This is a genomic window from Actinomycetospora sp. NBRC 106378 (assembly GCF_030269685.1).
Classification (GTDB): Bacteria; Actinomycetota; Actinomycetes; order Mycobacteriales; family Pseudonocardiaceae; genus Actinomycetospora.
The window spans coordinates 145406-171216 of the sequence record NZ_BSTT01000005.1; the positions used below are offsets into that span (position 1 = coordinate 145406).

Annotated in this window: 28 protein-coding genes; 19 read left to right on the forward strand and 9 right to left on the reverse strand. The window is 74.6% G+C overall.

The window, feature by feature from the left end; genetic code table 11:
• Positions 1-13: 13 nt before the first annotated feature.
• The 14 genes from QSK00_RS13860 (at position 14) to QSK00_RS13925 (ending at position 12967) form a co-directional block, all read left to right on the forward strand.
• The gene (locus QSK00_RS13860; protein WP_285591613.1) at positions 14-1213 is read left to right on the forward strand and encodes a fatty acid desaturase family protein; all 1200 of its coding nucleotides are present in this window, start codon (positions 14-16) and stop codon (positions 1211-1213) included.
• 187 nt (positions 1214-1400) lie between these two features.
• Positions 1401-1772, forward strand: coding sequence for a hypothetical protein (locus QSK00_RS13865; protein ID WP_285591615.1), 372 nt, complete (start codon positions 1401-1403; stop codon positions 1770-1772).
• Positions 1769-2533, forward strand: coding sequence for a cadherin-like domain-containing protein (locus QSK00_RS13870; protein ID WP_285591617.1), 765 nt, complete (start codon positions 1769-1771; stop codon positions 2531-2533). Before QSK00_RS13865 ends, QSK00_RS13870 begins: the two co-directional genes overlap by 4 nt.
• A 323-nt stretch (positions 2534-2856) precedes the next feature.
• On the forward strand, positions 2857-3561 hold the full coding sequence (locus QSK00_RS13875) for a helix-turn-helix transcriptional regulator (RefSeq protein ID WP_285591618.1): 705 nt from the start codon (positions 2857-2859) through the stop codon (positions 3559-3561).
• Positions 3562-3714: 153 nt separating this feature from the next.
• A complete protein-coding gene (locus QSK00_RS13880; RefSeq protein WP_285591620.1) occupies positions 3715-3921 on the forward strand; it encodes a hypothetical protein in 207 nt (68 codons plus the stop codon).
• Complete coding sequence (locus tag QSK00_RS13885) at positions 3918-4154, forward strand: hypothetical protein (RefSeq protein WP_285591622.1); 237 nt, start codon at positions 3918-3920, stop codon at positions 4152-4154. Before QSK00_RS13880 ends, QSK00_RS13885 begins: the two co-directional genes overlap by 4 nt.
• A 72-nt stretch (positions 4155-4226) precedes the next feature.
• Entirely contained in the window at positions 4227-6338 is a 2112-nt protein-coding gene (locus tag QSK00_RS13890) for an AfsR/SARP family transcriptional regulator (protein ID WP_285591624.1), read from the forward strand.
• A gap of 6 nt (positions 6339-6344) precedes the next feature.
• Positions 6345-6677, forward strand: a complete 333-nt coding sequence (locus tag QSK00_RS13895) for a hypothetical protein (RefSeq protein ID WP_285591626.1) — start codon at positions 6345-6347, stop codon at positions 6675-6677.
• 80 nt (positions 6678-6757) lie between these two features.
• Positions 6758-8053, forward strand: coding sequence for a DUF222 domain-containing protein (locus QSK00_RS13900; RefSeq protein WP_285591628.1), 1296 nt, complete (start codon positions 6758-6760; stop codon positions 8051-8053).
• A 41-nt stretch (positions 8054-8094) separates the two neighbouring features.
• Positions 8095-8739 carry a luciferase domain-containing protein gene (locus QSK00_RS13905; RefSeq protein WP_285591630.1) on the forward strand — a complete coding sequence of 215 codons (645 nt, stop codon included), beginning with the start codon at positions 8095-8097 and terminating at the stop codon, positions 8737-8739.
• Between the two features lie 233 nt (positions 8740-8972).
• On the forward strand, positions 8973-10109 hold the full coding sequence (locus tag QSK00_RS13910) for an ABC transporter substrate-binding protein (RefSeq protein ID WP_285591631.1): 1137 nt from the start codon (positions 8973-8975) through the stop codon (positions 10107-10109).
• A gap of 7 nt (positions 10110-10116) precedes the next feature.
• Positions 10117-10968, forward strand: a complete 852-nt coding sequence (locus QSK00_RS13915; RefSeq protein WP_285591633.1) for an ABC transporter permease — start codon at positions 10117-10119, stop codon at positions 10966-10968.
• Positions 10956-11771, forward strand: coding sequence for an ABC transporter permease (locus QSK00_RS13920; RefSeq protein WP_285591635.1), 816 nt, complete (start codon positions 10956-10958; stop codon positions 11769-11771). The genes QSK00_RS13915 and QSK00_RS13920 overlap by 13 nt, the downstream gene beginning before the upstream one ends.
• Positions 11768-12967, forward strand: coding sequence for an ABC transporter ATP-binding protein (locus tag QSK00_RS13925; protein WP_285591637.1), 1200 nt, complete (start codon positions 11768-11770; stop codon positions 12965-12967). Before QSK00_RS13920 ends, QSK00_RS13925 begins: the two co-directional genes overlap by 4 nt.
• Here the strand turns inward: QSK00_RS13925 and QSK00_RS13930 are convergent.
• Complete coding sequence (locus QSK00_RS13930) at positions 12949-13362, reverse strand: ACT domain-containing protein (protein WP_285591639.1); 414 nt, start codon at positions 13360-13362, stop codon at positions 12949-12951. The two genes, QSK00_RS13925 and QSK00_RS13930, sit on opposite strands and share 19 nt — an antisense overlap.
• Before the next feature lie 33 nt (positions 13363-13395).
• Between QSK00_RS13930 and prpB the strand changes: the two genes are divergently transcribed.
• Positions 13396-14292 carry a methylisocitrate lyase gene (gene prpB, locus QSK00_RS13935; protein ID WP_285591640.1) on the forward strand — a complete coding sequence of 299 codons (897 nt, stop codon included), beginning with the start codon at positions 13396-13398 and terminating at the stop codon, positions 14290-14292.
• On the opposite strand, the gene QSK00_RS13940 is transcribed toward prpB, so the two are convergent.
• Positions 14247-15473: an FAD-dependent monooxygenase gene (locus QSK00_RS13940; RefSeq protein WP_285591641.1), complete on the reverse strand. Its 1227-nt coding sequence runs from the start codon at positions 15471-15473 to the stop codon at positions 14247-14249. The genes prpB and QSK00_RS13940 overlap by 46 nt on opposite strands.
• Before the next feature lie 93 nt (positions 15474-15566).
• Here QSK00_RS13940 and QSK00_RS13945 point away from each other — a divergent pair, with 93 nt between their 5' ends.
• The gene (locus QSK00_RS13945; protein ID WP_285591642.1) at positions 15567-16061 is read left to right on the forward strand and encodes a MarR family winged helix-turn-helix transcriptional regulator; all 495 of its coding nucleotides are present in this window, start codon (positions 15567-15569) and stop codon (positions 16059-16061) included.
• A 43-nt stretch (positions 16062-16104) separates the two neighbouring features.
• Positions 16105-16308 carry a DUF397 domain-containing protein gene (locus QSK00_RS13950; protein WP_285591644.1) on the forward strand — a complete coding sequence of 68 codons (204 nt, stop codon included), beginning with the start codon at positions 16105-16107 and terminating at the stop codon, positions 16306-16308.
• Positions 16309-16314: 6 nt separating this feature from the next.
• Here the strand turns inward: QSK00_RS13950 and QSK00_RS13955 are convergent, their stop codons facing one another.
• The 6 genes from QSK00_RS13955 to QSK00_RS13980 are packed head-to-tail and all read right to left on the reverse strand — an operon-like array spanning position 16315 to position 23674.
• Positions 16315-17820, reverse strand: coding sequence for a sodium:solute symporter (locus tag QSK00_RS13955; protein ID WP_285591645.1), 1506 nt, complete (start codon positions 17818-17820; stop codon positions 16315-16317).
• Positions 17821-17829: 9 nt separating this feature from the next.
• The gene (locus QSK00_RS13960) at positions 17830-18885 is read right to left on the reverse strand and encodes an SIS domain-containing protein (protein ID WP_285591646.1); all 1056 of its coding nucleotides are present in this window, start codon (positions 18883-18885) and stop codon (positions 17830-17832) included.
• Positions 18882-20003, reverse strand: coding sequence for an N-acetylglucosamine-6-phosphate deacetylase (gene nagA, locus QSK00_RS13965; protein WP_285591647.1), 1122 nt, complete (start codon positions 20001-20003; stop codon positions 18882-18884). Before nagA ends, QSK00_RS13960 begins: the two co-directional genes overlap by 4 nt.
• Entirely contained in the window at positions 20000-21133 is a 1134-nt protein-coding gene (locus QSK00_RS13970; protein ID WP_285591648.1) for an anhydro-N-acetylmuramic acid kinase, read from the reverse strand. Before QSK00_RS13970 ends, nagA begins: the two co-directional genes overlap by 4 nt.
• Positions 21134-21140: 7 nt before the next feature.
• Positions 21141-22949 (reverse strand): N-acetylmuramic acid 6-phosphate etherase, encoded by a 1809-nt coding sequence (locus QSK00_RS13975; protein ID WP_285591649.1) that lies wholly within the window; start codon positions 22947-22949, stop codon positions 21141-21143.
• Entirely contained in the window at positions 22946-23674 is a 729-nt protein-coding gene (locus tag QSK00_RS13980) for a GntR family transcriptional regulator (RefSeq protein ID WP_285591651.1), read from the reverse strand. The genes QSK00_RS13975 and QSK00_RS13980 overlap by 4 nt, the downstream gene beginning before the upstream one ends.
• Positions 23675-23783: 109 nt before the next feature.
• Between QSK00_RS13980 and QSK00_RS13985 the strand changes: the two genes are divergently transcribed.
• Both QSK00_RS13985 and QSK00_RS13990 read left to right on the forward strand, forming a co-directional pair.
• Positions 23784-24347 (forward strand): MOSC domain-containing protein, encoded by a 564-nt coding sequence (locus QSK00_RS13985; protein WP_285591652.1) that lies wholly within the window; start codon positions 23784-23786, stop codon positions 24345-24347.
• 74 nt (positions 24348-24421) lie between these two features.
• Positions 24422-25030: a dihydrofolate reductase family protein gene (locus QSK00_RS13990; protein WP_285591653.1), complete on the forward strand. Its 609-nt coding sequence runs from the start codon at positions 24422-24424 to the stop codon at positions 25028-25030.
• Position 25031: 1 nt separating this feature from the next.
• Here the strand turns inward: QSK00_RS13990 and QSK00_RS13995 are convergent, their stop codons facing one another.
• Positions 25032-25805: a transporter substrate-binding domain-containing protein gene (locus tag QSK00_RS13995; RefSeq protein ID WP_285591654.1), complete on the reverse strand. Its 774-nt coding sequence runs from the start codon at positions 25803-25805 to the stop codon at positions 25032-25034.
• Positions 25806-25811 lie beyond the last annotated feature (6 nt).

The window sequence follows — 25811 nt, forward strand, 5'->3', positions numbered from 1 at the left end:
AGGAGCCACCACCATGGCCATCTCCGACATCAAGGAATTCGCCCACCTGACCGAGGCCGACGTCGAGGCCCTCGGCGAGGAGTTCGACCAGATCCGCCGCGACGTCGAGGCGTCGCGCGGGGCGGCCGACGAGGAGTACATCCGCTCCATCATCAAGACCCAGCGCCGCATCGAGATCGCGGGCCGGGCGGCGCTGTTCGGCAGCGTCGTGCCGCCGCTCTGGATGGCGGGCGCGGCCCTGCTCGGCGTGGCCAAGATCCTCGAGAACATGGAGATCGGCCACAACGTCATGCACGGCCAGTGGGACTGGATGAACGACCCGGAGATCCACTCGGCCACCTGGGAGTGGGACAACGTCTGCCCCGCCGAGCAGTGGAAGCACTCCCACAACTACCTGCACCACACGTACACGAACGTCCTCGGCAAGGACAAGGACGTCGGCTACGAGATCCTGCGGGTCACCTCGGACCAGAAGTGGAACCCGATCAACCTCGGGCAGCCGGTCTTCAACACGCTGCTGATGCTGCTCTTCCAGCACGGCGTGGCCATCCACGACCTCGACATCGAGGGTCTGCTCCGCCGGGACATCGAGGACCCGGAGGAGTTCAAGGCCAAGCTCGAGCAGGTCGGGCGCAAGATGCGCAAGCAGATGGGGAAGGACTACATCCTCTTCCCGCTGCTGACCGGGCCGCAGTTCATCACGACGCTCACCGCGAACATGGCGGCGAACCTCATCCGCAACGTGTGGTCCTACGCGATCATCTTCTGTGGTCACTTCCCCGACGGGGCCGAGGTGTTCACCGAGGACCAGCTCGAGAACGAGACGCAGGGGGAGTGGTACCTGCGCCAGCTGCTCGGCTCGGCCAACTTCACCGGCAACCGGCTCATGCACGTCATGTCCGGCTCGCTCGGCTACCAGATCGAGCACCACCTGTTCCCCGACCTGCCGTCGAACCGGTACCCGGAGATCGCGGAGCGGGTCAAGGAGATCTGCGCGAAGTACGACCTGCCCTACAACATCGGGCCGTTCCCGAAGCAGTTCTGGCGCTCGATCCGCACCATCTGGCGGCTCGCGCTCCCGAACAAGAAGTTCGCGGCCGAGCAGCAGGCCCACGAGTCGGAGGGCCTGCGTCGCGAGAACGCGACGAGCACCCCGGCCGCCGAGGCCGACGCCCGCCGCACCGCACGGGCGGAGGAGCCCGTCGCGGCGTGATCCGCTGACCCGACCGGACGGCACCCTTGCACTGCGGGGGTGCCGTTCGTGCGTCCCAGGTCGGGAGCCTCCGGGTCCTCACCCACCACTCGCCGGACCTGGGGATTTTCCCCAGGGTGCCGCCGCGGCCTGATCCCTCACGTCCCGTCCGAGTCGTGCCGTCGAGGTCGTGGTGACAGGAGCGTTCGTGGGTTTCGTGATGGATCGTCGGTCGTCGATGGTGGCAGCGGGATCGGCGGGTGTGCTCGCCACGGCGCTGCTGGTGGGAGGAGCGGTCGTCGCGACCGCGGCGCCCGCGCAGAGCACCGCCCCGACGGTCACCGTCTCCGGTGCCGCCCAGTTCCGCTCGGCCGGGCAGACCTACAACCTCAGCCTCGACGTCCGCGGCACCGCCGCCGGCAGGAGCGGTCGCTGCGCCGTCAGCGGCCCCGGGCTCGCCGCGTCGTGCACCGGCATCTCCTCGGTGACCCGCGGCACGGGCACGGCGTCCGACAGCGCCACGGTCGTCGGCACGGTCCGCACGTCCGCGGCCAGAACGTCGCCTTCCGGGCCGTCGTGACCGACCGCGCCAACCCCAACGGCGCCGGCCGGGACACCGTCAGCGCGACCGTCGACGGCCGGACCGTCCAGGGCACCGTCTCCAACGGCAACCTCGTCGTCGCGGGGACCACCCCGACGACGCCCCCGACGACGACCACCCCGACGACCACCACCACGACCCCGCCCGCCAACCAGGCGCCGGTCGCGCGGAGCGACAGCTACACCACCCCGAACGACACGGCCCTGACCGTCGCCGCGCCCGGCGTGCTGGCCAACGACAGCGACCCCGACGGCGACCCGCTCACGGCGAGCGTGTCCGCGCTGCCGACGCGCGGGACGCTCGTGTTCAACGCCGACGGGTCGTTCACCTACACCCCGCAGCAGGGCTACTCCGGCGCGGACAGCTTCACCTACACCGCGAGCGACGGCCGGAGCGCCAGCGCCCCCGCCTCCGTCTCGATCACGGTGCAGCCCCCCGCGCCGAAGGCCAACCCCGACAGTGACACGGTGTCCGACGACCGTCCGCTCGCGACGGGCAACGTCCTGAGCAACGACACCCCCAACACCGCGGACAACCCCCTCATGGTGAAGGACCCCAGGGAGGTCGAAGGGACGTACGGCACCACCACGATCAACCGCGACGGCAGCTACACCTACGTCCTCAAGGACGCCTCGTCGCGTCCCGACCCTGACGCCCCGCAGTCGGACGAGGTCTCCTACACCGCCGTGGACTCCCTGGGGCGAGAGAGCCGCTCGTTCCTGACGATCACCGTGAAGTGAGCGCGGACCGACGGGACGCACCCCGGCGGGACGGGATCGGATCCGGGACCGCACACGACGACGTCGACGGGGCGACGTCGTCGCGGTCACCGGAGTGTCGGCCTTGCGTGGTGAGCGCGATCACACTCGTCAGCGGCGGCGCACCGCGCCTCCACGACCTGCGCTGGTCAGGCAGGTCGTGCATCCGGTGTAGGTCGTTCGGACGAGCTGCTCACACGTAAGCGGTTGACCGGTGACGTTCGGCGACAACAGATCACCAACACGACGACAACTCGCGCTCCTCATAGTCGCCTCACAGCCCGTCCCGACGTGAGGAGTTCGACGTGCGTGCCCTCGCCGTGGCCCCGACCGCCACCACCGGCCCGACCGTCCCCGGGTCGCCCGTCCGCCCCCGGCCCGGTCGCCCCGTCACCGTCGGTGTGCACAGCGACGACCCGCTCGGTCGGGAGGCCGTGCAGGCCTACCTGGGCGGCCGCCGCGAGATCGAGATCGTGTCCGGCGACCGGCGCGCCGACGCCGAGGTGCTGCTGTGGTTCACCCCCCACGTCACCGACGAGACGCTGGAGGCGATCGGCGTGGTCGTCGCGGACGCGGCCCGCCCGCCGCGGCTCGTGCTCGTCACCGAGACCATGCGCGAGCAGCACCTCTGGCGGGCGGTGGCCCTCGGCCTGTCGGCAGTGGTGCCCCGGACGGCGGCCACCTGGGACCGGGTGGTCGGTGTCGTCACCGCCGCCCGCGCGGGACGCGGTGAGATGCCGCCGGTGGCCGTGGGCTGGCTCCTCGACCAGGTCCGCGCGCTGCAGGCCGACGTCCTCGGGCCCGCGGGACTGACGGTGGCCGGGCTGACCACCCGGGAGGTCGAGGTGCTGCGCCTGCTCGCCGACGGACTCGACACCGTCGAGATCGCGACGACCCTGCGCTACTCCGAGCGCACCATCAAGAACGTCATCCACGGCATGATCTCCCGGCTCGGGCTGCGCAACCGGTCGCACGCGGTCGCCTACGCCCTGCGGGCCGGCGCCCTCTGACCTCCGCCGGACGCCGCGACCGGTGACCTGGCGGGCAGGCCCGGGCGACGGCGCGGGCACGACGGGCCGTGGGCCTCCCCACCCGGGTCCGTCGCCCGCCACGCTCGGTCCCGTCCGCCCGGAGGTGGACGCGACGAACCCGAGGAGCGTGCGGTGCGCCACGAGGCGGTGCGGTTCGGGATCGACCGGTGCGAGTCCGGTGAGCGGGTGCTCGCCGACCTGCTGGCCCGCGGGACGGACGGTCCCCCGGGCCGGCGTGCGGTGACGGTCCGCGTGGCGGGGATCGCCCTCCTCGACAACGTCCGCGAACTGCGCGCCAGCCTGGTCCGGCTCGACGTCGCCCTCGTACCCCGGCCATGACCACCCCCGACGAGTGCCGTCGCGCGGTCGCGGCGGTGCGTGCCGACCTGCGGCACGCGCTCGAGGTCCTCGACGCCGAGGCGGACGCCGCGGCCGGGACCTGGCCACCCGCCGCCCGTGCGGTGTGGGAACGCGAACGCGCCCGCATCGCCGAGTCGATGGCCGAGATCGACGCGCTCGCCGCGATCCTCGACGAGAACCTCGACGAAAAGCTCGGCCGTCCGGCCCTGTGAGGGCGGCCGTTCGGGTGGAGATCCACAGCCCCCGGTCGGCCGTGCACAACCGGCCGGTGTTGGATGATCGGCATGGCCGGTGACGGAGCGGATGCTGCGGCGACCGCGCCGACGCCGCCGCTGCGGGTCTCGGTCCTCGGGCCCCTGCTCGTCGAGCACGAGGGACGTCCCGTCGAGATCGGGCCCCCGCAGCGCCAGGCCGTCTTCGCCGCGCTGGTGCTGCGCGGCGGCCGGCACATCAGCACCGCCGGGCTCGTCGACTGGGTCTGGGGGGACGACCCGCCGCACAAGGCGGAGGCCGCCATCCGCGCGCACGTCTCCGTCCTGCGCCGCGTCCTCGAGCCCCGCCGCGCCTCCCGGTCGCCGTCCGGCGTCGTGGTCTCCGGCTCCTCGGGATACGCGATGCCGCCCGCGGTGGCGTCGCTGGACGCCGCCCGCTTCCGCGCGCTGGTCGCGGAGGCCGAGTCCCACCGCGAGCAGGGCCGTCCCCTGCAGGCCGGGCAGGCGCTGCGCTCCGGGCTCGACCTCTGGCGCGGTGAGGACGCCCTCCCCGGCATCCCCGGTCCGGGCTCCGCGTCGGCCCGGCGCGTCCTGGAGGAGGAGCGGCTCACGGCGTGGGAGGACTACCTCGACGGCGAGCTCTCCCGCCGCGGCCTCGAGCGGCCGGTGCACTCGGCGCTGATCCGGGCGCTGGCCAACCGCCCGCACCGGGAGCGCCTGCACGGGCTGCTCGTCCGGGCCTTCTGGCGCCAGGGTCGCCGGGCCGAGGCGCTCGCCGCGTACGCCTCGGCGCGCGACGTCCTGCTCGCCGACCTCGGCGTCGAGCCGGGCGCCGCGCTGCAGGAGCTGCACCGTCGCCTGGTCGCCGACGAGCCGCTGGAGCCGGAGGCGGGGCGCGCCGCCGTCCCGGCCCCGCCCGCCGAGGAGGAGCCGGACCGGTCGTCGGGCGGTCCGTCGTTCGTCGACGCGATGGGGCCCACGGTGGGCGTGGAGGCCGAGCCCCCGCCGACGGTGTTCGCCCGGGACCACGCCGGCCCGTTGCCGCGCTGCCCGCCACTGCTCGGCCGCGGGGTCACCGTCGGGATGGTCGCGGAGGCCCTGCGCGAGGCGCGGGACGGGCTGCACGCGGGCACGGTGCTGGTGCGCGGGTTGCCGGGGATCGGGACGAGTGCCGTGGCCCTGGCCGGCGCGCGGGCAGCGATCGAGGCCTTCCCGGGGGGCGGGGTCGTCCTCGGCCGCGAGGCCTCCGACCGCGCCTGGACGCAGGCCCTCACCGAGCTCGACCCGCGCGAGGCGTGCCTGCTGGTCGTCGACGGCTGCCGCGAGCCCGAGGACGGCGTCCGCGCGATGCGTGCGCGGGACGACCTGCACACGGCCGGCGCGGAGGACGTCGTCGTCCTGACGACGGGGACCCACCGCCTGCCCCGGGTGCGGGGCCGGCGGATCGAGGTGGCGCCGCTGGACGAGGCGGAGTCGACGACGTTGTTCGCCCGGGCCCTCGGAGACCGGCGGGCGGAGACCGAGCGGGCGGCCGTGGCGGTGATCGTGGGCCTGCACAGCGGCTTCCCCCAGATCCTGGAGGCGACCGCGGGGGTGCTGGCGTCGCGGCCGTCGTGGTCGCTGACCGACTGGGTCAACGACCTCATGGTCCGGCAGGGCTCGTGGAGCTCGCTGCAGCGCCACGGGCTGGGGCTGTTCTTCACCCCGCACTACGACGCGCTCGACGTCGCCGAGGCCACCGTGTTCCGGGCCGGCGGGCTGCACCCGTTCGCCCCGCTGACCGTCGACGTCCTCGGGGCGATGCTCGCGGTGCCGGCCGACCGCGTCATGTTCCTGCTGGAGCGGCTGCACGACCGCGGCCTGCTCGAGTCCCCACGTCCCGCCGAGTACCTCATGCCGTTCCTGCTGTGGAACTACGCCCGGATCGTCGGGCTCGCCGACGACGACCCCGCCGTCCGCGCGGGCCAGGCCGACCGGATGCTCGCCTGGTACCGCGACCGCCTCGCCGAGCGGGCGGAGGTGCTCGCGACGGGGTTCGACGTCGAGGCGGCGGGCTGGGTCGACAAGCATCGCGGGGCCCTCGAGTCGCTGCGCCACGAGTACGCCGGGCACCCGACCGGCCGCGCGGTCTCGGACCTGCTCGACGCCACCGACGCGGTCCGGCAGGCCGGACGGGCAGACTGAGCCCCCGTGAGGACCTGGGAGCGCGTCCGGGAGTCCCTCGGCGGCTTCGTCATCACCTTCTGGGTGGGGCTCGCCGCCATCGTCGGGCTGTTCGTGGCGTCGGCCGAGCTGCAGGACCACGCCGACACCAGTGAGGTCTGCACCTCGCACGCGGCCCTGCGGGTGCCCGACACCGACTGCACCGGTCACCGCCCGGGCGACACCTGGGTCTACTACCGCGCCGGCCTGCCGGTCCCGCCCGTCGGCGGCTCGACGGCGGGTGCCTCGACCGACGCCCCGGCCGGGAGCGCGGTGCCGGGGACGCCGGAGACGGGCGGGCCCGCCGCACCCGACTCCTGAGGCACGACGGTCCCGCCCCGGGTCCATGGGGGAGTGCCGGTACGGCGGTGAGTGTCGGGGGTCGCTGCTAGCTTGCGAACATGAGTTCGAACGAGGCGGTGGATACGGTCGCGGAGGAGCTGACCGCACTGCTCACCCGCCTCGGTGAACTCGCCGAACTGCCCACCGACCCGGCTCCTGGTGACGATGGCGCCGCCTGTGTGGACCGGATCGCGGTCCTGGAACGGGCCCGCGCGGCAGTGGCGGCGGCCCAGCACACCGCGATGGTCGCGTTCGGCCGCGCCCAGGTCGAAGCGCAGCTCGCCCAGATCGCCACCGGCCGGCTGGACCCGGAGAAACTCGGCCGCGGCATCGCCGACCAGATCGCCCTGGCCGCGCACGTCTCCCCGCACGTCGCCGACCGGCGCCTGTCGGCGGCGCGGGCTCTCGCGTCGGACCTGCCGTGCACCCGAGCCCTGCTGGCCGCGGGGCGGATCAGCGAGTGGCTCGCCGAGCAGATCGTGTCCCTGACCTCCCACCTCGACCCCGAGACCCGCCGCCTGGTCGACAAGCAGGCCGCGGAGGCCGGGCTCGACGAACTGGGCCGCAAGGCCGCGGTCGCGGCGGTGAAGAAACTCGCCTACGAGGCCGACCCGATCGGGTTCACCGCCCGCGGGCGCACCGCCCGGAAGGACCGTCGGGTCACGCTGCGCCCCGCCCCGGACACCATGGCCGTGCTCTCCGGGCTGCTCCCGGTCGAGCAGGGCGTCGCCTTCATCGCCGCCCTCCGGCAGTACGCCGACAGCCTGATCGCCACCGGGGACACCGACGACCGCACCCGGGATCAGATCATCGCCGACACCCTCGTCGAACGACTGACCGGGCAGGTCTACGCCGAGGACGTCAACGTCGAGGTCGGGATCGTGCTCCCGCTCGACGCGTTGACCGACCCGGACAGCCCGAAGACCGCCGAACTGGTCGGGCACGGGCCGCTGCCGTCCGGGATCGTCTCCGACCTGCTGCGCTACACCGGCGGGCAGCGGTGGTGGCGGCGACTGTTCGCCCACCCCGCCCACGGCACCCTCGTCGGCGGCGATCCCCGACGCCGCCTGTTCGACGGGTTCCTCGCGACCCTGATCGCGCTCCGCGATCACGGGATGTGCCGCGACCCCTTCTGCGGAGCCCCGATCCGCCACACCGACCACATCAAGGGCAGGAAAGCCGGCGGGCCGACCAGCCTGGGCAACGGACGGGGGACCTGCGTGCGCGGCAACCACCTCAAGGAGATGCCCGGCTGGATCACCCTCCTGCTCCACGACGGCCTCGGCGACCAACCCCACACCGTGCAGACCACCACCCCGACCGGCCACACCTACACCAGTCGAGCCGGACCATGAGCATCCCGAGGTCGGCGACCACGTGGGTACCGTCCTGGGCCATGACCGGCCGGACGGTGCTCCGTACCGCAGTGCTCGGCGGAGCCCTGGCCGCGGCCCGGTGGGCTCGTCGCGACGTCCGGGCGTGGCGAGCGCTCGGCCCGGGCGGCCTGCCGCCCACGTGGTGGGGCTGGTTGCGTATGAGCGCCCTGCGGGTGCTCGCCACCCTGCCCGCGCCGACCGCCGGGACCGCGGCCGCGGACGACCCGACGCCGACGGTCGAGGCCCTGCCCGGGCGCGCCACGCCACGACCGCGCGTGGCGCCCTATCCCGTACCCCACCGGGTGCTCGACCAGCGGGCGCCCGCCGCGCTCGTCGCGGCGCTGGAGCGCGAGCTCGAGGACCTGGCCGGGCGACACGGCCTGCAGATGGCCACGAGCCGCTGGGAACGGCACCACGTGGCGTTGTGGTCGGACACCGACGACGAGATCGCGCACGTGCACCCCGTCGACGGCTCCTGCCACGTCGTCCTCGCGCCGGCCGATCACGCGGTCGTCCTCGCCCGGGGATGGGGTGTCGTGCACCCCCTCGCCGGTCGCGGCGGCCTCCCGCGGACGTACACACTGCTCTTCCCGCCGCGCGACCCGACCGAGGCCGAGAACGTCGTCGCCGTCCTCCGGGCCGCGGCGGTCGAGCCCGGCGGCTGACGGGCGTCAGACGGGCGCGGCCGCCGGCAGCGGCGCAGCGCCTCGTCGGGCGACCGTGTCCGATACGTCCGGCTGCGCGCAACCGTTCACGTCCCGTTCCCCGTGGCGGACGGGACGGCGTGCCACCGGTTCAACTCCGCGTAGCACTGTCCGCGCGGGCTTGTCGCGAGAACAGGTGACGACACCGCCTGCCCGTCACGGCGGGCTCCTTTCCACACCGCGGGAGAACTCGGATGTCACGGCTGCCTCGCAGGCGTCTCTCGGTCCTGGTGGCCTGTGCGGCGGCGGCCGCGCTCGCCCTGACCGGGTGCAGTTCGTCGTCGTCGAACCAGGATTCCCAGGCCGCGAAGGCCACCACCGTGGCCGAGGCGGGCGGCATGGACGCGCTCGTCGCCGCGGCGAAGGCCGAGGGGCAGCTGAACACGATCACGCTGCCCGCGAACTGGGCCAACTACGGGAACATCATCCAGACGTTCCAGAACAAATACGGCATCACGATCAACAACGCGAACCCCGACGGTTCGAGCCAGGACGAGATCAACGCGGTCACCCAGCTCAAGGGTCAGGACCGCGCGCCGGACGTGCTGGACCTGGGGCAGTCGTTCGCCATCGGCGCCGCGAACCAGGGCCTGCTCGCGCCGTACCGGGTGGCGAGCTGGGACCAGATCCCCGGCAACGCCAAGGACACCCAGGGACGCTGGGCCTCCGACTACGGCGGCTACATCGCCATCGGCTACGACCCGGCCCGCGTCCCGGTGCCGCCCACGAGCCTCAAGGACCTGCTCGACCCCCGGTACCGCAACCAGGTCGGGATCAACGGCGACCCGACGCAGGCCGGTGCCGCCTTCGCCGCCGTCTACGCCGCCGCGCTCGCCAACGGCGGGAATTTCGACAACATCACGCCGGGCGTCGACTTCTTCAAGCAGCTGAAGCAGGCCGGCAACTTCGTGCCGGTGAAGGGCAGCGCCGCGACCGTGCAGAGCGGGCAGACCCCGATCCTCGTCTACTGGGACTACCTGCAGGTCTCGCAGGTCCAGGCGCAGGTGCCGAACTACAAGGTCACCATCCCCACCGACGCCGCGTACGCCGCCTACTACTCCCAGGCGATCAACGCGACCGCCCCGCACCCGGCCGCGGCCCGGCTCTGGGAGGAGTTCCTCTACTCCACCGAGGGTCAGAACCTCTGGCTGCAGGGCGCGGCCCGACCGATCCTGCTGCCGACGATGGTGGCGAACGGCACGGTCGACCAGGCTGCCTACGCCAAGCTGCCGCCCGCTCCGGCCGGGGCCCCGCAGTACCCGAGCGACGCCCAGCAGACCGCGGCGAAGCAGGTCGTCAGCCAGCAGTGGGCCCAGGCGACCGGCAGCTGATCGAGCGATGAGACAGCGAGAGCTCCCGGCCTGGGTGGGCGTCGTCCCGTTCGCGGCCTACACGCTGGTGTTCCTCGGCGTGCCGGTGGTGGCCGTCGTCCTCGGGGCGTTCGTCGACCCGGCGACCGGCGGCGTCACCATGGCCAACGTCGGCATCGCCACCTCGGGGGTCTATCTCCGCGGGTTCGGCTCCAGCATCGGGCTCTCGCTGGTCACCGCGCTCGTCCCTGGAGTACTCGGACTGGTGCTCGCCCTCGCGGTGCGCGCCAGCCCGAGCCTCCGGCTGAAGCGCGCGGTGGCGACCGCGTCCGGGGTGTTCGCCAACTTCGGCGGCGTCCCGCTCGCGTTCCTGTTCGTCGCCACGCTCGGCTCCACCGGCCTCGTCGTCGAGCTGGTGAAGGCGGTCGGCGTCGACCTCTACGGCGCCGGCTTCAGCCTCTACAGCTTCTGGGGCGTGGCGATCGTCTACGGCTACTTCCAGATCCCGCTCATGGTCCTTGTCATCACCCCCGCCCTCGATGGCCTGCGGCCGCACTGGCGCGAGGCCGCGGACAACCTCGGCGCCACGCCCGTGCAGTACTGGCGCCACGTCGGCCTTCCCGTCCTCGCGCCCGCCGTGCTCGGCTGCATGCTGCTGCTCTTCGGCTCGGCGTTCTCCGCCTACGCCACCACCAGCGCGCTGACCAGCGGCAGCCTCGCCCTCACACCGATCCAGATCGGCTCGTTCCTCAACGGCAACGTCCTCTCCGGTCAGGAGAACGTGGGCCGCGCGCTCGGCGTCGGGATGATCGTCGTCGTCGCCGTGCTCATGGCCCTCTACGCGCTGCTCCAGAGGAGGGTCTCGCGATGGCTGCGGTGATCACGGCGCCCCCGCGCGCGCCCGAGAAGCGTTCCCGACGACGGGGCGGCGCGGCCTGGGCCCGCCGGCTCGTCTTCGTGATCGCGGGCCTGTACTTCCTGGTGCCGCTCTACGCCGCGTTCCGCTTCGCGATCAGCACGCCCGACGGCGGGATCTCCGGCGCGGTGTTCGCCGGTATCCCCGCCCAGGAGGGGTTCCTCGACGCGATCACCCTGACCGTGCGCCTCGCCGTGATCTCCCTGGTGATCACCCTGGTCCTCGTCGTGCCCACCGCGGTCTGGGTGCACCTGCGGATGCCGCGGCTGCGCCGGGTGCTCGAGGGCGTGACGCTGCTCCCGATCGTCGTGCCGCCGGTCGTGCTGATCATCGGGGTCCTCGAGGTCGCGCCGCCCGCCCTGAAGGGCACGCCCGACCTGCTGGCCCTGGTCTACGTCGTGCTCGCCCTGCCCTTCGCCTACCGGGCCCTCGACTCCGGACTGCAGGCGATCCCGCTGCGGACCCTGGTCGAGGCGTCCCGCTCCCTCGGCGCCGGCTGGGGCCGCACGCTCGTGTCGGTGGTCCTGCCCAACCTGCGCTCGGCGCTGCTCGCGGCCGTGGTGCTCACCGTCGCGATGGTGTTCGGCGAGTACACGATGGCGAGCCTCGACCAGTACGAGACGTTCCCGGTGTGGATCGTCGTCTTCCAACAGGCGAACGCCCGGGTCTCGGTCGCGGTCTCGCTGCTCGCCCTGCTCGGCACCTGGGCCCTGCTCTGGCTCATCTCCCTCGTCGACCGCCGCCGCCCGTCCCCGGAGGACGCATGACCACCACCGACACCGGACGCGAGTACGGGACCCGCACCGACCCGGCGTCGGGAACGCGCACCGGGGTGGCCGTCGCGCTGCGCGACCTGAACCGCCGGTTCGGCGAGGTCAGGGCCCTCGACGGGTTCTCCCTCGACCTCGCGCCCGGCGAGCTCGTCACCCTGCTGGGGCCGTCGGGCTGCGGGAAGACGACCGCGCTCCGCGCCCTGGCCGGGCTGGAGGACGTGGACTCGGGGACGGTGGTGGTCGGCGGCCGCGACCTGCGCGGCGTGCCCGTCCGGCAGCGCGACATGGGGATGGTCTTCCAGAGCTACAGCCTGTTCCCGAACCTGACCGCCCGCGACAACGTCGCCTTCGGGCTGCGCGTCCGGGGGCAGGACAAGGCGGCGCGACGGCGTCGGGCCGACGAGCTGCTCGAGTTGGTGGAGCTCGCGGGCCGCGGCGACCGCTACCCCCACCAGCTCTCCGGCGGCCAGCAGCAGCGGGTGGCGCTGGCCCGCGCCCTCGCCCCGGAGCCGCAGGTCCTGCTGCTCGACGAGCCCCTGTCCGCGCTCGACGCCAAGGTCCGGGTCGCCCTGCGCGAGCAGATCCGGGCGGTGCAGACCCGGCTCGGCACGACGACGCTGTTCGTCACCCACGACCAGGAGGAGGCGCTGTCGATCTCCGACCGGGTGGGCGTGATGCGCGACGGGCGCCTCGAGCAGATCGCCTCGCCCGCCGAGCTCTACGCGCGGCCCGCGACGGCCTTCGTCGCGGAGTTCGTCGGGACCATGAACCACCTGCCCGGCACGACGACGGCCGACGGCGTCGAGGTGCTCGGCCGGCGGCTCCCGGCCACGACCGACCGGCCCGCCGGCGCCGAGGTCGACGTCCTGCTGCGCCCGGAGGCCCTCGTGGTCACGCCCGACCCGCGGGGGAGCGGGGTGGTCGTCGCGACGACGTTCCTCGGCGCCGTCACCCGCGTGCACGTGCGGCTGGGGGAGACGCAGCGCAGCGGAGCTCGACCCGGGCAGGGGGAGACGCAGCGCAGCGGAGCTCGACCCGGGCAGGGGGAGACGCAGCGCAGCGGAGCTCGACCCGGGCAGGGGGAGACGACGGTGCTGGTGGACCGGCCGAGCAGCGCCGTCGCCGACCTCGCTCCCGGCGCCGGAGTGACCGTCGAGCCCGCCCCCGACGCTCAGCCGCTGGTCGCCTGACGACCTGTACCGCGCAGGGACCGCAGCACCGCGAGGGCCCGGTCGCGCGCGGCGGCCGGGACCAGCAGGTGGTCGTGGTGGAACCCCGCGAGCACGTTGCAGCTGATCCCCGCGTCGCCCAGTGCCCGGGAGAACGCCGCGGTGAGCCCGACGGCGTCGAGCGCGGAGTGCACGGTCAGCGTCAGCCACACCGCGACGAAGCCGTACGACACCCCGAGCGCGTCGGCGTCCGCGCGGCGCAGGACCAGCGTGACGCCCTCGTCCTCCACGACGACGGCCTGCGCACGTCCGGTGGCCGGGTGTCCGGCCCCCACCGTGGCGTAGACGAACTCGCCGTCGCGGGCGACGGCGTCGAGGCTCGCGAGCATCGCGGCCAGGTCACGTGAACCGGTCACCCGCGCAGCCTCGCACCGGACGATGATCGGGGCGTGCTGCACACGACGACGACGCCCTCCGGGCGGCGGAAGGCGTTCCGGTCCGGGCTCGCCTCGGACACCCTGCAACGCCTGCCCGGGGCACCGAACCCGCTCGCCGCCCGCATGATCGCCGAGGCCGGTTTCGAGGGCGTCTACCTGTCCGGCGCGGTGGTCGCGGCCGACCTGGCCCTGCCCGACGTCGGGCTCACGACGCTCAGCGAGGTCGCCGGTCGCGCGGGCCAGGTGGCCCGCGTGACCGACCTGCCGCTGCTCGTCGACGCCGACACCGGGTTCGGCGAGCCGCTGTCGGTCGCACGCACGGTGCAGGTCCTCGAGGACGCGGGCGCCGCCGGGTGCCACGTCGAGGACCAGGAGAACCCGAAGCGGTGCGGCCACCTCGCGGGCAAGCACGTCCGCTCGCCGGAGGCGATGGAACGCACCCTCGCCGCGGCGGTCGGCGCCCGCCGCGACCCCGACTTCGTGATCTGCGCCCGCACCGACGCGGCCGCGGTGGAGGGCCTCGACGCGGCGATCGGGCGGGCGCGCCGCTACGTGGACGCGGGCGCGGACATGATCTTCGCCGAGGCCATGGCCGGCGCGGCCGAGTTCGCCCGCGTCCGCGCCGCGATCGACGTCCCGCTGCTGGCCAACATGACCGAGTTCGGGCGCAGCGAGCTGCTGACCACCGCGCAGCTGACCGACGTCGGCGTCGACGCGGTCATCTACCCGGTGACCCTGCTCCGGCTGGCGATGGGTGCGATCGCGGACGGGTTGACGACGCTCGCGGCGGAGGGCACCCAGGTCGGCCTCGTCGACCGGATGCAGACCCGCGACGAGCTCTACCGCGTCCTCGACTACGACGCCTACGCGGAGTTCGACAGCTCCGTGGCCGACTTCCGCCCGGAGTAGTCGGGCAGGACGATCAGGTTGACCGGCGGTTCGGGCACCACGGACCGGAAGCGCCCGACGGTGGCGCGGACCGGACCGGCCAGCAGACGGGCCCCGGTCCGCACGAGCCGCCGCTGCCACTCGGCGTGCGGGTGGCTCGACGGGCCCATGACGAAGGTCTGGGCCCGGTCGGTCGCGGGCCGCAGCAGGCGCTCGTAGCGGGCGAAGGCCCCGGGGACGTCGTCGGGCGTGGCGCCGAGCTCGCCGGCGAGGACGTAGGCGCCGGACAGCGCAGTGGTGGTCCCGGTGCCGAAGGGGCCGGCGCACCAGGCGGCGTCCCCGAGGACGGCCACCCGGCCGCGGTGCCACGACGGCATCCGGACCTGGGCGACCTGGTCGACGTGCAGCGAGCCGTCGTCCAGCTCCGCGAGCACCCGCGGCGTCTCCCACCCGACGTCGGCGAAGGTCGCGCGCAGCACCGCGACGATCGAGGCGCGGTCGAGGGCGCCGAGCCCCCGCAGGTCGGTGTGCAGGCTCAGCATCGCGCGCGTGGTCCCCACCGCGTCGGGACGCAGGTGGACCAGTCGGCCGCGACCGGCGAGGTGCACGCGCCACCGGCGGTCGTCGGACGCGGTCCGCGGGATCGTCAGGTAGGCGAAGACGAGCCCGAGCTCGTGGAGCTCGACGTCGTCGAAGACCAGGTCGCGGGTCGCGGACCGGGTGCCCTCGGCGATGACCACGGCGTCGAAGCGCCGGGACGGACCGTGCGCGAACTCGACGTCGACGCCGGCCCCGTCGTCGTGCAGGGCGGTGACGTGATCGCCGAACACGTACCCGGCGTCGCCGGCGGAGTGCTCGCACAGCACCCGTGCGAGCTGTCCCCGCAGGATCTCCAGCTCGGCGGTCGGGGCGCCGTCCCGGTCACCGGTGCCGGCGGGGAAGGCGGCGTAGGCGTGACCGTCGGCGTCGACGAACGCCTGTCCGGTCTCGCTGGTGTGGAGGCGGGCGACGGCGTCCTCGAGGCCCATCCGTCGCAGCACCTCGCGCCCGGTGCCGCGGACGTCGACGTTCTGTCCCTCCTCCCGGAGGTGGTCGGCGCGCTCGACGACGGTGACGTCCCAGCCGGCCGCGGCCAGCCAGGACGCGGCGGTGGGTCCGGCGATGCTCGCGCCGGAGATCAGGACGGTGGGGCTGCGTGTCACGGGGTCCTCCGAGCTCGGGTGTCGCCCTCGGATAGCCTCTGCTTAGAGCATCTAAGCTTCGAAATTCTAAGTATCTGCGCGGAGGTCCGAGGGATGACGGACGCGGCCCGGCACGAGGCCATCCGGCGCTTGCCGGGGCTGGCCGACCTGGACGACGCGACCCTCGCGGTCAACGACGTCATCGCGGCGTCCCGCGACCTCACGGTGCGGGCGGCCCGGGCGATGGGGATGAACACGACCGACATGGCAGCGCTCCACCTGCTCGCCGAGATCGGGCCGATGGGCACCACCGGCCTCGCCGCCCGCCTGAACATCTCCCAGGCCTCGACGACGGTCCTCATCGATCGGCTGGAACGGGCCGGGCACGTCGAGCGGGTCCGCGACACCGCCGATCGCCGTCGCGTGGTCGTCACCGATACCGAGGCGGCCCGGGAGGCGAACCGGGTGGCGTGGCAGCCCGCGATCCGGGGGATCGACGAGGTGTGCCGCTCCCTCTCCGCGGCCGAACGGGAGTTCACGCTCGACCTGCTGGCGCGCCTGCGGGCGGCCATGGACGCGGGGGCCCCGGCCCGGGAGGACGTCACGTAGGATTGTTACGGCCGTATTACCGATCCGACCGGAGTGGTCAGCAGTGAACGCGCAGGGACAGCGGTGGCAGTCGAGCACCTTCTCGAGCGGCGGCCCCAGCCGCGTGGAGTGGCGGTTCGACGACGGACAGGTGCAGCTGCGGCACGGCGGGCACAGCGAGCAGGGCACCCTCACCCTGAGCCGCGCCGAGTGGCAGGCCTTCCTCGCCGCCGCCAAGGCCGGCCAGGCCGGGTCGATCGCCTACTGACCGCCCTCATCCCGTCGTGACGGGTTCCGGGTCGGCCTCGGCCGACGCCGGCTCCCGGCGCGGCCGGACGAGCGAGACGAGTCCGCCGACGACGAGCGTGACCACCACGCCCAGCACGACGAACCACGGGAAGGCGAGCGCCTTGCCGTCGATCGAGACCCCGAGCGCGATCACCAGGGTCACCACCAGGGTGGCGACGAACGCGGTGAAGGCCGCGACGCCGTCGGCCCGGCGGATCAGCAGCCCCAGCAGGAACGCCCCGAGCAGCGCCCCGTAGGCGTAGGACGCGATCGAGAGCCCGAGGACGACCACCGGGTCCTTGGACGAGGTGAACAGCGACGCGAACGCCACCATGATCACCGCCCACGCCCCGGTCATCCAGCGCGCGACCCGCAGCATCGTGCCCTCGTCCGGCCGCCAGCCCAGCCAGGCGCGGCCGAGGTCGGCGAGCGTCGAGGTGGACAGCGAGTTCAGCGCCGAGGACAGCGAGCCCATCGTCGCGGCGAGGATCCCCGCGACCAGGAGCCCCGAGAGCCCCATCGGGAGTTCCCGCAGGATGAAGGCCGGGAAGATCTCGTCCGTCGACCCCAGGCCCAGCGACGCGACGGAAGCCCCGCCGTTGCGGGCCCACAGCAGCGCCCCGACCAGGGAGAACAGCGCGAACTGCACCATGATCGCGAGCGCCGAGCCGAGCATCGCCCTGCGGCCGTCGGAGAGCGAGCGGCACGAGAGCACGCGCTGCACGATGAGCTGGTCCGAGCCGTGCGAGCCCATCGTCAGCACCGCCCCGCCGATGACCGCGGTGAGGAACGCGTAGGGGTTGTTCAGCACGGGCCCGTCGAACTGGAACACCGTGAACTTCCCGGCCTCCCACGCGGCCGACCAACCGGCCCCGTCGACCTGGGTGGCCAGGACGACCACGCACACGACCGCCCCGGCGACGTAGAGCCCCATCTGCAGGAAGTCGGTCCAGACGACGGCCTTCATCCCGCCGACGTAGGTGTAGGCGACGGTCACCGCCGTGATGACCAGGACGATGACGAAGTAGTTCACGTCCAGGCCGAACTCGGCGAGCAGCAGCTTGATCGGGATGGCCCCCGCGAACAGGCGCACGCCTTCCGCCAGCAGTCGCGTGACGAGGAAGGTCAGCGACGCGAGCCCCTGGGTATGCCGGCCGAAGCGCTGCCCGAGGTACTCGTAGGCGGAGACGAAGCCGCCCCGGAAGTACAGCGGCATGAGCACGAACGCCACCAGGGTGCGGCCGATCAGGTAGCCGACGGCGAGCTCGACGTACGAGAACGACCCGCCGTAGGCCACGCCCGGCACGCTGATGACGGTGAGGGTGGAGGTCTCGGTCGCGACGATCGAGAACATCACCGCCCACCACGGCAGGGAGCGCTCGCCGGTGAAGTAGTCGGTGGCCGAGCGCTGGCGCCCGGAGAGCTTCAGCCCGATCACCGCGATCGCCACGAGGTACGCGACGATCACGGCCAGGTTGACGACGTCGTGCATCGTCGGCTCCTATTCGGTTCTGGTGATCTTGTGCAGGCCGCCCGGCGCGTCGACGTCGACCCCGCGGGCCACCGCCAGCCGCCAGGCCAGCGTCTGCGCGGGCACGACGGCGACGATCGGGGAGACCAGGGGCGGGGTTCCGGACGGCAGGTCGGGTCCGATCACGACGACGGGTGCGCCGCGCTCCCGGAGCTCGTCGCGCAGCTCGAGCACCGAGCGGCTGCCGGCCTCGCCGTCGGGTGCGACGAGCAGGGTCGGCGTGCCGGGTCCGACCGCGCCGATCGGGCCGTGCCGCAGATCGGCGGGGGAGAAGGGCGCGACGAGGGAACCGGTCAGTTCCGTGAGCTTCAGGGCGGCCTCGTGGGCGGTGGCGAGGTTGACCCCGCGACCCACGGTCACCCCGCGCCAGGACGCGCCGAACACGTCGACGGCCTCGTCCACGTCGACCGCCAGCGCCTGCTCGACGAGGGCCGGGACGCGGTCGAGGTCCGCGAGCAGTGCCTCGGCCGCCGGTTCGGGGGCGAGGCCGGCCGCGACCACGGCGAGGGCGGCGAGCGACGCGGTGTACGTGCCGGTCGCGGCGACCGACCGCTCCTCGTCGACGTGCAGCGGCAGCACCAGGTCGGCCTGCGCGGCGAGGTCGGAGCCGGGGTCGTTCGTGACGGCGAGCGTGGGCGCGCCCCGTTCCCGGGCGTCGCGGAGCACCGCCACGATGTCGGGCGAGCTGCCGGACTGCGAGATCCCGACGACGAGCCGCCGGTGGACGACGGGGGAGGCCCCGTAGGTGGTGACGAGGCTCGGCGTGGCGAGCGTGACCTCCCGCTCGGCGACCAGCGGGACGAGGTACTGCGCGTAGCGCGCGGCGTTGTCCGAGCTGCCCCGCGCGGCGAGGACGACCCCGCAGGCCGCCGCGGCGAGCTCGCGCACGGCCGCGGCGGCCGGACCCGCCGTCGTCAGGAAGGTACGGAGGGCGTCGGGCTGCGCATGCAGCTCGCGCTCGAGCCTCGATGGTCGAGCTCCCCTGTCGGCGTGCTCCCCTGGATGCTCCGTCTCCTGCGGGCTCACCGGTCGACCTCCTCGCCACCGAGCAGCACCCGGGTGACCTGGAGCCCGTCGTCGAGGACGGTCACGTCGGCGACCCCACCGGGTCGCAGCACGCCGAGGTCGGGGTGCGGGCGGTGCCCCGGACCGACCAGCCGCGCCGGGGTGGCGGTCGCCGCCACGAGGGCGTCGGCGAGGTCGATCCCGGCGGCCACCGCGACGCGCACGCAGCCCGCGAGGGTCGCCGCACTGCCGGCGAGGGTGCCGTCGGGGTTGCGGACCGCCCCGTCGGCGAGGGTCAGCTCGACGTCGCCGAGCCGGAAGGTGCCGTGGGTCCGGCCCAGGCCGGCGGCGGCCGTCGCGTCGGTGATGAGCGCCCAGCGCCCGCGGGCCGCGGCCGCGACGACGCGCAGCACGTCGGGGTCGACGTGGTGGCCGTCCGCGATCACCGTGACGACGGTGCCCGGGTGGGCCAGCGCGGCCGCGGCGAGGCCGGGGGCGCGGTGGTCGAATCCGGACATCGCGTTGAACAGGTGCGTCGCGCCGGTGATCCCGGCGTCGAACCCGGCGCGCGCGTCGGCGGCGGAGGCGTCGCTGTGCCCGGCCATCACGGTCACCCCCGCCTGCAGGGCGGCCGCGAGCACGGCGTGCGCGCCCGGGAGTTCCGGGGCGATCGTGGTGATCGCGACCGCACCCGCCGTCCGGAACGCCTCGAACGACGCCGGGTCGGGCGCGCGCAGGAACTCCGGCGGGTGCGTGCCGGGCCGCGCGGGGGAGAGGAACGGGCCCTCGACGTGGGCGCCGAGCAGGCGCGCACCGTGGGGCGAGGGGCGCGCGGAGTCGAGCGTGCGCAGGGCGGTCGTGGTCGTGTCGGGTGCGGCGGTGATGACGGTCGGCGCGACCGCCGTGACCCCGTCGCGGGCGAGGGCGGCGCGGAGGGCGTGGACGTCGGCAAGGTCGTCGGCGGCGGTGAGGTCGACGCCCGCGTAGCCGTTGCACTGCACGTCGACGAGTCCCGGCACGGCGACGGCACCGCCTGCGGCGGGGGGCAGCCCGACCGCCGCGACGCGGCCGTCGACCACCGCCACGTCCCCGCGGTGCAGCACGCCGCCGACGAGCGCGGCGGAGACCCCGAGCCTCATCGGACGATCTCCAGCGCGTGGACGGCGGGCACGGGCTCGGGCAGGCGCAGCGGGCGGTGCCCGGTGCTGAGGCGGCCCAGGACCCGGGGCGTGGCCGAGCCGGTGGCGCCGGGCAGCACGCCGGGTACGCCGTGCCAGGTCAGGGCGCCGAGCAGGGCGGTCAGGACGGCCTCCTTCGCGTCGGACGGCAGGCCCCGCTCGTCCGCGGACACGAGCGGGACCGGATCGAGCGCCGCGGCGAGCGCCGCCCGCAGCGTCGGGTTCGCCATCCCGCCGCCCGAGCCGACGACCTCGACCGCCCCGTGCGCGCGGCACGCGGCCGCGACGGTCCGGGCGGTCAGCGCGACGAGCGTGGCGGCCAGGTCGGGCGAGGAGATCCCGGGCGCGGCGTGCGCGACCGCGGCGTCGAGGGCCGGGGCGGTGAATCGCTCCCGCCCGGTGGTCTTGGGCGGCGGCGCGGCGTAGTAGGGCTCGGCGAGGAGGTGCCCGAGCAGGACCGTGTCGACGGTGCCGGACGCCGCCAGCGCGCCGTCGACGTCGTACCCGGCGCCGGTGGCCCGCTGCGCGACGACGTCGAGCCAGCAGTTGGCCGGGCCCGTGTCGAACGCGGTGAGCGCGCCCGGCGCGACCACCGTGACGTTCGCGATCCCGCCCAGGTTCAGCGCGATGCGGGTCTCGGCGCCCGCCAGCCAGAGGGCGTCCAGCGTGCTCGCCAGGGGTGCGCCGTGCCCGCCCGCGGCGATATCGGTGGAGCGCAGGTCGCTGACCACCGGCAGCCCGGTCGACTCGGCGATCCACGCGGGCTGGCCGAGCTGCAGACCGCCGGTGGCCCGGCCGCCCTCGATGCCGTGGAACACGGTCTGGCCCAGCCACGCGACGAGGTCGGCGTCGTGCCCGGTCGCCGCCAGCGCGGCGGCCTGCCCGACGGCGTGGTCGAGCGCCGCGATCTCGCCGACCGTCGTCGTCGCGGGCGGCAGCACGGCCAGGAGCCGCTCCTGCAGCCCGGCCGGCCAGTCGACGGCCGCGTGGTGGCGCACCGCGAGCCTCGTCGTCGGCCCGACCTCGACGTCGCAGACCGCCACGTCCAGCCCGTCCGCCGAGGTCCCCGACAGCATCCCGACGACGATCACCGCGCGATCACCGACCCACCGCCGCGCGCACCGAGCCCGCCCTCGTCAGGCGATCGCGCGCGGCGGGGGAGTCCAGGCCCGCGAGCAGCGCCACGACCGCCGCGGCCACGTCGTCGCCCGCCGCGACCAGCGCCGCCCGGGCGGTGTCCTCGTCGGTCCCCGTCGCGTCGCGCACGATGCGCTCCGCGCGGCGGCGCAGCTTCGCGTTCGTCACCCGCACCCCGACCATCCACGGGCCGTACGTCGCACCCGCGCGCACCATCGCCGCGGTCGTCAGGGTGTTCAGGGCGATCTTCTGCGCGGTGCCGGCCGCCAGGCGCGTGGAGCCCGCGAGCACCTCCGGGCCGGTGACCAGCTCGACGGCGACGTCGGCGAGGTCGGCCACGGGGCTGCCGGTCGCGTTCACCACGGCGACGGTGGTCGCCCCGCGCTCCCGCGCCGCGGTCAGCGCGCCGAGCACGTAGGGGGTGCGCCCGGAGGCGGCGACGCCGACCACGACGTCGCCCGGCCCGACCCCGGCGTCGTCGACGTCGGCCCGCCCGGCCACGTCGTCGTCCTCGGCGCCCTCGACCGCCGCGTCCGCCGCGTCGCGACCGCCCGCCAGCAGCGCGATCGCCCGCGCCGGGTCGAGGCCGAACGTCGGCGGCAGCTCGGCCGCGTCCTGCGTCGCGAGGCGGCCCGAGGTGCCCGCCCCGACGTAGACGAGCCGCCCGTGGGCGCGGAATGCCGCGCCGAGCAGGTCGGCGGCGCGCGCGAGCCGGTCGCTCGCGGCGGCGACGGCCCGGGGCGCGGCGCTCTGCCCGTCGACCAGCCGCGCGACGAGGTCCGGGGTCGCCAGGGCGTCGAGGTCCTCCGAGCCCGGACGGACGGCCTCGGTCGGGAGCCGGTCGGTGTCGGCGGCGGGCCCGGTCGCCTCGGCCCGTTCCCGACGCCGGGTCACGCTCGCCTCGTGCGCGGTGGTCACGTCGGCCGCGAGGGTGAGCAGGCCGTCGAGGGCGTCGCCCTGCGGGTCGTGCAGCGTCAGCCCGGCGGCCCGGAGCCGGTCGGCCAGGGGTGCGGCGAGTCCGCCGACGAGGGCCACCCCTCCCGGTGGCAGGAAAGCGTCGTTGCTGGCGTCCAGTGGCAGGGAAGGCGCATCGTCGGCCGCCGCCCGCACCGTCGCCACCAGCTCGGCCACGGCCGCGTCGACGATCCTCCCGGCCACGGCGTCCCCGTCCTCCGCCGCCGCGAGCACGGCCGGCGCGAAGGCGGCCAGCTCGGCGGGCGTGGTCGGTCGTCCGCCGAGCACCGCGTCGGCCGGGTCGGTCAGGGCCGTCGCCGGACCAGCTCCCTCGAGCGCCCGCAGCGCCGCTCGGAGACCCTGCTGCCCGATCGACGCGCCGCCTCCGGTGTCGCCCAGCAGCAGCCCGTGACCGTCGACGCGGCGCACCGTGCCGCGCGCGTCCACCCCGAGCGCGACCGCCCCGGTCCCGACCGCCAGCACTACCCCCGCCGCGTGCCCGCCGAACACCCCGACGTGCCAGGCGACGACGTCCGAGGTCACGGCCACCGCCTCCGGCGCCCGACCCGACCACCCCGTCGTCAGGAGCTCGGCGACCTCGGCGGCCGCGTCGGGCGACGTCAACGCACCCGGGACACCCAGCGCCAGCGTCCAGCTCTCCCCGGGCGGTGACCCGAGGGCCGCGCGCACCACCGCGGCCACCGCCGGGGCACCGCCGGCGTCGCCGAGCCCAGCACCGGTCGTCGTCGAGGAGCGGTGGCCGTCGACGGCGACGCGGGCGCCGGAGCGGCCCAGGTCGACCGCGACGACGCTCACGGGGCGTCCGCCGAGACCAGCGTGCCGACGGTGGCTGCCTCTCCCGGCGGGATGATGTCCATCTCGATGAGGTACCGGTCGCCCCGGGCGAACGACTCGACCCGCTCGACGACCTCGCCGCGGTGGTCGCGCGAGGTGCGCACGAAGCGCAGCGCGGGGGAGCCGGGGGGCACCCCGAGCAGCTCGGCGTCCTTCGCCGCGAGCACCACCGGCGCCACGGACTGCGTCCCGGAACGGATCCGCCGGTCGAAGCGCTCGGCGAGGATCTCGTAGTAGGAGGAGGGGCCGTCGAGGTCGTCGCCGGTCAGGCCGGGCACGCGGGCGGCCGGGACGTGGAGGGTCTCGAGGGTCATGGGCTCGTCGTCGGCGAGCCGCACGCGACACACCCGCAGCACCGGCTCGCCCCCGGGCATCTCGAGGCGGGCGGCGAGGTCGGTGTCCGCGACGACCGTGTCCCACCACAGCAGGCGCGAGGACGGCTCCAGCCCACGGCGGCGCATGTCATCGCCGAACGAGGTGGCCATGAGCGGCTGCGCGACGGCGGGTCGGCGCACGAAGGTGCCCGCACCGTGGCGGCGCTCGACGATCCGCCGTGCCATGAGCTCCTCGAGCGCTTTGCGCACCGTCGCCCGGGACACACCGAAACGGGTGGACAGGTCCCGTTCGCCTGGAAGCATGGCGCCCGGCCCGAGTTCGGCGCACAACGCCGCGACCTTGGCGCCCACCTCCGTCGATCGTGTCACCGCCACCGGAAGAGGTATAGACCTGTGACCGGTGTGAATCAAGAGGTACGTACCATTCGCCCTCCTTGATCGGCGCGCGCAGAATCGGACCGTGGAGATCGTCCGGCTGGTGGTGTCCCGGGAGCACGCCTACGTCGGTCGCCCGTCCGACGGGCCGGCCCGGGTGGGGACCGTGCAGCCGTCGTCGATCGAGCTGCGGGCCGGGTTCGGGGTCGTCGGCGACCGCTACGCCGGTCGCGCCGCGCACCGCGACGCCGCGCTGACGATCGTCGCGGCGGAGGCGATCGAGGCCGTCGCGGCCGAGCTCGGCGTCCCGCCGTTCGACCCGCTGCTCCTGCGGCGGACCGTCGTCACGCGGGGTCTCGACGTCGAGCGCCTCCGCGGCACCGACGTGCTCCTCGACTCGGGCGACGGCCCGGTCCTGCTCGGCGGTCGCCGCCCCGCCGCCCCCTGCGGCTGGATGGACGCCGTCCTCGCCCCGGGCGCGCACGCGCTGCTCCGTGGCCGCGCCGGGGTGCGCTTCGCCGTCCTCGGCTCGGGCACCCTGCGCGTCGGCCCGCTGTCGGTCTCCTTCCCGACGACCGCCGGGGGCCTGTTCGACGAGGAGGTCCTGCTCGACCCGGCCCGGGCAGCCGTCGGGAGCCGACGGCGCTGACGTCTCGACGCGGCCCTTCCCCACCCTGCTACGGTCCCGAGTGATTGCAGAGTGCAACTCCCTCGGAGGGTCGGATGACGGACACCACCTGCCACATGTCGGTCTCGCTCGACGGCTTCGCGGCCGGCCCGGACCAGGCGCGCGACAACCCGCTGGGCACGCGCGGGGTCGAGCTGCACGGCTGGCACATCGGCGACCCGCGGGCCACCGAGGCCGACGAGACCGCGACGGGCTGGCTCATGCGTCCGCGCGGCGCCTACGTCATGGGTCGCAACATGTTCGGCCCGGTCCGGGGGGAGTGGGACGAGGACTGGCGCGGCTGGTGGGGCGACGAGCCGCCGTACCACGCGCCGGTGTTCGTCCTGACCCACCACGCGCACGACCCGATCGAGATGGAGGGCGGCACGACCTTCCACTTCGTCACCGACGGGTTCGACGCCGCCTACGCGCAGGCCGTCGAGGCGGCCGGTGACCTCGGTGTCGACATCGCCGGAGGCGCCTCGACGGTGCAGCAGGCGCTGCGAGCCGGGGTGATCGACGAGTTCACCCTCGACATCGCCCCGACGCTGCTGGGCGCGGGGGAGCGGCTCCTCGACGGCGTCGACACCTTCGACTTCGAGCCCGTCGAGGTCCTGCACTCGCCGCTGAGCACCCACATCCGCTACCGCCGGAGCCGGAGCTGACTCACCCCAGCCAGGGCCTCGCGGCCCGCCCCCACGTCCCGTCGGCCAGGGCCGTCGTGAGCCACCGGTTCACGGTGTCGACGAAGGCCGGGTCGCCGGGCGGGACCAGGTACGCCTTCTGCGAGTGGTCGAACGGCGCGTCCGGGTGCTCCGCGCACAGCACACCCGGACGGGCCGCCGCCTGCCACCGCGCCTCGATCGCGTCGGTGATCATCAGGTCGGTGCGGCCGTCGGCGACGGTGTCGTGGATCGTGTTGTTGTCCGGGTAGGGCACCACGGTGGCGGCCTGCAGCCGGCCCCGGACGAACCGCTCGTTGGTCCCGCCCGGGTTCACCACCACCCGCAGGCCCGGCCGGTCGATCTGCGCCAGGGTCGCGTACCGCCCGAGGTCGGCGCACCGGACGATCGGGGTCTTGCCGTCCTGCAGGTAGGGCACGGTGAAGGTCGCCCGCGCCGCCCGGTCGGCGGTCACCGAGATGCCCCCGACGGCGAGGTCGCACCGTCCGCCGGTGACGTCGTCGAGCAGCGTCGACCAGGTCGTCGGCACCATCGTGACCCGCGCGCCGAGCCGGGCCGCGAGGTCGTGGGCCAGGTCGACGTCGATGCCGGACCAGGCGCCGGACGCGTCCCGGTAGGTCAGCGGCCGGTAGTCGCCGGTGGAGCAGACCCGCAGCTCGTGGGTCGCCGCGATTCGGTCGGTCGGGGTGTCACCTCCGCCCGAGCACGCCGTCAGCACACCCAGCAGGGCCACGAGGACCAGCACCGTCCGCCGCACGGCCGG